Below are 5,449 nucleotides of genomic sequence, written 5' to 3' on the forward strand. Positions count from 1 at the left end.
CACGAGCTGCGCACCCCGCTGTCCAACATCCGCGGCTGGCTCGAAGCGGCGGAGGACGGCGTCGTCGACACCGACCCCGAACTGGTCACCTCGCTCCTCGAAGAGGCCCTGCTGCTCCAGCACATCGTCGACGACCTGCAGGACCTGGCGGCCGCCGACGCCGGTACGCTCCGGCTGCACCGCGAGCCGGTGCGCGCCGCCGAGATCGCCGACCAGGTCGCAGCGGCGCACCAGGCGCGCGCGGACGGCGCGGGGGTGCGGCTCAGGGCCACCGCGTTCGGCGACCCGTGGGTGACGGCGGACCCGCTGCGGCTGCGCCAGGCGATCGGCAACCTCGTCTCCAACGCCGTCCGCCACACCCCCGAGGGCGGCAGCGTCCGCATCAGCTGCCGCACCACGGCCGACGCGGTGCTGATCGAGGTCGCCGACACGGGCACCGGCATCGCGGCCGCCGATCTGCCGCACGTCTTCGACCGTTTCTGGCGCGCGGACAAGTCGCGGACCCGCGCGACGGGCGGCAGCGGGCTCGGCCTGTCGATCGTGCGGAAACTGGTGGAGGCGCACGACGGAACGGTGTCGGCGCAGAGCGTTCCGGGGAAGGGCTCGCTGTTCACGGTGCGGCTGCCGGTGGGGTGAGGATCGAGCCCTGGGCCCTGCGAAGGGGCCATGGGGGGAGCAGGGCGAAAGCCCCGGTCGTTCACCTCCGCCGACCGGGGCTCTCTCTGCTCCGGACCCGGCCGCGGCGGCGACACTCCCCCGAGCTACGCGCTGTGCGCGAGTACCGGCGGGCCAGGTCCGATACGGCGATCAGATCAGGCCACGCCAACAGATCGCTAACATGTGGCCAACGGTCCTCCGGCACGGGGCGGCCGCGACCGGTACGGAGTGGTCTGTACTCCGGTACCCACTGCGGGACACGGCAGTACAGCACGGCACGGGGAGACGGTGTTGAGTGAGCGATGCGGGCTGCGGTTCGGTCTGCTCGGGGCGCCTGCCGTGTACGACGCCCAGGGCGTGCCGCACCCCGTCCGCAGCGCGAAAGGGCGCGCTCTGCTGGCCGCGCTGCTGCTCGAACCCGACCGGGTCGTCTCCCTCGGCGCCCTCAAGGACGCCCTGTGGGGCGATTTTCCGCCCGCCTCCGCGCAGGCGTCCCTCCAGAACCATGTGACTCGGCTGCGCCGCCTCCTCGACGACCCGCAGCGGCTGCACGCGGTCCCGCCGGGGTACCGGCTCCGGGTCGGCGAGGGCGAGCTGGACGTCCGGGTCTTCGAGCACCTGGTCGCGCAGGCGCGGGCCGCGCACGCGGTGCGGGACTGGGCGCGGGCGGCGGCCTGCGCCACGGACGCGCTCGCGCTCTGGCGGGGCACGCCGTTGAGCGGTCTCCCCGACTCGCTGGACGGCCATCCCCTCGTACCGCGACTGGAAGAGGCGCGCCTCCTCGCCCTGCAGTGGCGGTACGACGCCGAACTGGAACTCGGCACGGGCCTCGCCGCGCTCGCGCCCGAACTGGCCTCCCTCGTCGCTGAGTACCCCCTCCACGAGGTCTTCCACCGCCAGCTGATGCTGGTGCTCCACCGCACGGGCCGCCAGGCGGAGGCCCTCGCCGTCCACCGCGAACTGCGCCGCAGGCTGATCGAGGAACTGGGCGTGGAGCCGGGTGCGGGGGTGCGGGATGCGCATCGGGAGGTGTTGCGGGGGACGGTGGAGACGAACGGGACGGCGGAGACGACCAGGGCGGCGGAGACGACCAGGGCGGCGGGGACGGTGGCGGCGTCCGAAGCCGCGGGGGAGTGCGTGTCTTCCCGCTCCGAGGAACAGAGCGAGCTCGATGGCGCGGGCGAGGCCGACCCCGCCCGCCCCGCCCAACTTCCGCCCGGTCCCGCGCACTTCACCGGACGGCACGACACCGTGCGGTCCCTTCGGCTCGCCCTCGCCGACGGCCCCCGCGTCGCCGTCGTCTCCGGAATGGCCGGCGTCGGCAAGAGCGCGCTCGCCGTGCACGTCGCGCACGCGCTGCGGGAGGAGTTCCCCGACGGGCAGCTCTACGTCAACCTCCGCGGCGCCACGCCCGGCATGGCCCCGCTCACCCCGGGGCAGGCCCTCGCCGCGCTCCTCCGCGACCTCGGTGCCGAGCCCCGGTGCGCCCCGGACGGCACCGAAGACCCCGCCGCGGAAAGCGCGTTGCTCCGCTCGCTGCTCGCGCCCACCCGCACGCTCATGGTCCTCGACGACGCCGCGACGGCCGCTCAGGTGCGGCCCCTGCTGCCCGCCGGGCCCGGCTGCGCCGTCATCGTCACCAGCCGCTCGCCGCTGACCGCCCTCGACGGCGCGGACCGCTTCCCGCTGGACCCCCTCTCCGACGGGGACAGCGCCGCACTTCTGCGCGCCGTCTCCGGCCGCGCCGGGCTCGACGCCGGACACCCCCTCGTCGAACTCGCGGGCCGCCTCCCCCTCGCCCTGCGCATCGTCGCTGCCCGTCTCGCCGCCCGCCGCGCCCTCACCCCCGACGCCCTCGCCGAACTCCTCACCGTCAGCGGCGGCCGCCTGCACCACCTGGAGTACGACGACCTGAGCGTGCGCCGCTCCCTCGCCGTCGCCCTCGACGCCCTGCGCACCTCCGACCGCGAGGCCGACCGCGACGCGGCCCGCGCCCTCGCCCGGATCGGCGCGGTCGACCTGCCCACGTACGGAGTGCCGCTGCTGGCACGCCTGTTGGGCACCGACGAACTGCGCGCGGGCGCGGCCCTCGACCGCCTCGTCGACGTCGCCCTCCTCGACGAGACGTCCTACGGCCGCTACACCCCGCACGACCTCGTACGCGATTTCGCGCGGGAGACGGCTGCGGGTGCGGCGGTCGACGCGGGCGCGGCGGGCGATGTGGGCTTGGCGGGCGAGGTGGGCTTGGCGGCCGATGCGGGTGCGGACGTGGGCCTCGTCGAGGAGGCCTTCCGTTGGTACGCCGAGTCCGCCCGGCGCACCCTCCTCGCCATCCTGCCGGAGGGCCTGGACCGAACGGACCGTCTGCGCGGTGTCGACTCCCACCTCGCACGCCCCGGCCGGGACGGCGCCGACGCGGACCGGCCCCTCTCCGCCGAGGCCGCCTTCGACTGGGGCGACTCCGAACTCGCGAACATCCTCGCCCTCACCGAACGGCACCACGCCCCCGTCGGCCTGCTCCCCGTCCTGGTCCGCTGCCTCTTCCCCTACCTCCAGCGCCGCGGCCGCCTCACCGAACTGGCCGCGCTCGGCACGCTCGCCCTGAACGCCGCCCGCCGCCAGGGCGACACCGCCGCCGAGGCCCAGGCCCTCACCGACGCCGCGGGCCTGCACTTCATGTCCGGCCGGAGCGGCGAGGCCCTCGCCCTCAACGACGAGGCCCTCACCCTCTGGCGCGCGCTCGGCATCGTGTCCTGCGTACGCCGCGGCCTCAACAACCGCGGCCTCCTCCTCGAAGGACTCGGGCGTCACGCCGAGTCCGCCGATGCCCTCCACCAGAGCCTCGACCTCGCCAAGGAACTCGCCGACCCGCTCAGCGAGGCGATCACCCTCAGCCATCTCGGCAACCTGTACGAGCACACGGACGCCCGCGCCGCCATCACCCACCACGAACGCAGCCTCGCCATCGGCGACACCATCGGGCACGCCGTCGTACGACAGTCCGCCCACTGCAACATCGGCTACGCCCACCTCACCCTCGGCGAACCGGCCGCCGCCCTCGACCACTTCGAGGAGAGCCTGCGCCTGCACGGCGAGTACGAGGACTGGCACGGCGCCTCCCAGGCCCGCCTCGGCCTGGTCCGCGCCCTGCGCGGCCTCTCCCGGGCCACGGACGCGACGCGCGAGTGCGTCGCCCTCCTCGACCGCGCCGAACAGCGCGGCGACACCCACATGACCGGCCTGGCCCGCCACCAGCGCGGGCTCCTCCTCCATGCGGAGGGGCGCGAGCAGGAGGCGTACGAGCAGTGGCGGACCGCGCTCAGGGCGCTGGACGGCACGGACAGCAAGGTGGCCGACGAGCTCAGGGAGCTGCTGACGGCCTAGTGCGCCCGGCGCGGGGCCTGTTCACTTCGCGTCCGCGTAGCACTCCACGATCGCCGTGGTGAACGGGAAGCGGACCGGTGTCTCCCCGAACGCGATCCGGCCCGCGAGATCACCCGCCTCGCGCACGGCGCGCGCCACCGTCTCCGCCTCCTCCGCGGGGCAGTGCACGATGACCTCGTCGTGCTGGAAGAACACCAGCTCGGCCCGCAGCCCGCCCTCCGTGATCGTCCGCCGCAGGGCGGCCAGCATCAGCAGCGCCCAGTCCGCCGCGCTGCCCTGCACGACGAAGTTGCGTGTGAACCGGCCTCTGGCGCGGGCGTTGGTCGAGGCGTACCCAGGAATGAACTCTCCGTCGGAGGAGCCTGGTCCCGCGTCGCCGCCGCCCGGCGCTGTCTGTCCCCGGGCCGGGGCCTCCTGCGGGATGCCCGCCTCGTCGTCCTCCCCGGCACCCGCCGCCGGTGGGCTCGTCCGGCCCAGCCAGGTCCGCACGAGCCTGCCCTCCTCGCCCGCCTTCGCCGCGTCGTCGACGTACGCGACGGCCAGCGGGAAGCGGCGGCGGAGCGCGGCCAGGTTCTTCAGGCCGTCGCCCGACGTCTGTCCGTACACCGCGCCCAGCAGCGCGATCTTCGCGTGGTCGCGGTCGCCGGAGAAGGCGCGGTCGGACAGCCGGGTGTACAGGTCCTCCTCGCTGCCCGCCACCTCCATCAGGCCCCGGTCGCGGGAGATCGCGGCGAGGACCCTCGGTTCCATCTGGTCGGCGTCGGCCACGACGAGCCGCCAGCCCGGGTCGGCGACGACGGCCCTGCGGATCACCTTGGGGATCTGCAGCGCCCCGCCGCCGTTGGTCGTCCAGCGGCCGCTGACCGAGCCGCCCGGGGTGTACTCGGGGCGGAACCGGCCGTCGTGCACCCAGTCCTGGAGCCAGCTCCAGCCGTGGGCCGTCCAGATGCGGTACAGCTTCTTGTACTCGATGAGGGGCTTCACCGCGGGGTGGTCGAGCTCCTCCAGCTCCCAGCGGCGCGTCGACTTCACCCTGATGCCGGCCTGCGCGAAGGCCTTCACGACGTCCGCGGCGAGGTCCGGGCGGACGCGGCGGCCGAATGCGGCGGACACCTCGTCGGCGAGCTCGGCGAGGCGGCGGGGCTCGCCCCGGCCCGCGTACCGCTCGCCGAGCAGTTCGGTCAGGAGCTCGCGGTGGACGTCGGCGCGCCAGGGGAGGCCCGCGGCGTTCATCTCGGCGGCCACCAGCATGCCCGCGGACTCCGATGCGGTGAGCAGGCGCATGCGGCCGGGGTGGGCGGTGGCGTCGTGTCTTCGCTGCTGCTCGGCGTGCACCTCGACGAGCTCTTCGAGCGTGACGGGGGTGCCGCCGGGGCGGGGCTCGAAGAGGGAGTCCTGGGTGCCGGGC

3 protein-coding genes are annotated in these 5,449 nt (G+C 74.8%); 2 read left to right on the forward strand and 1 reads right to left on the reverse strand.

Translation table 11 applies throughout. From position 1 onward, the window contains the following. Both AOK03_RS44655 and AOK03_RS38205 read left to right on the forward strand, forming a co-directional pair. The coding region (locus AOK03_RS44655) for a sensor histidine kinase (RefSeq protein ID WP_244177920.1) at nt 1-636 on the forward strand (636 nt) is incomplete at its 5' end. A 312-nt stretch (nt 637-948) separates the two neighbouring features. Beyond that, nucleotides 949-4,041, forward strand: a complete 3,093-nt coding sequence (locus AOK03_RS38205; RefSeq protein WP_079075235.1) for an AfsR/SARP family transcriptional regulator — start codon at nt 949-951, stop codon at nt 4,039-4,041. Nucleotides 4,042-4,062: 21 nt separating this feature from the next. Here AOK03_RS38205 and AOK03_RS38210 read toward each other — a convergent pair. After that, a partial coding sequence (locus tag AOK03_RS38210; protein ID WP_055569957.1) for a bifunctional 3'-5' exonuclease/DNA polymerase occupies nt 4,063-5,449 on the reverse strand: 1,387 nt, incomplete at its 5' end.

The organism is Streptomyces atriruber (assembly GCF_001418325.1).
Taxonomy (GTDB): domain Bacteria; phylum Actinomycetota; class Actinomycetes; order Streptomycetales; family Streptomycetaceae; genus Streptomyces; species Streptomyces atriruber.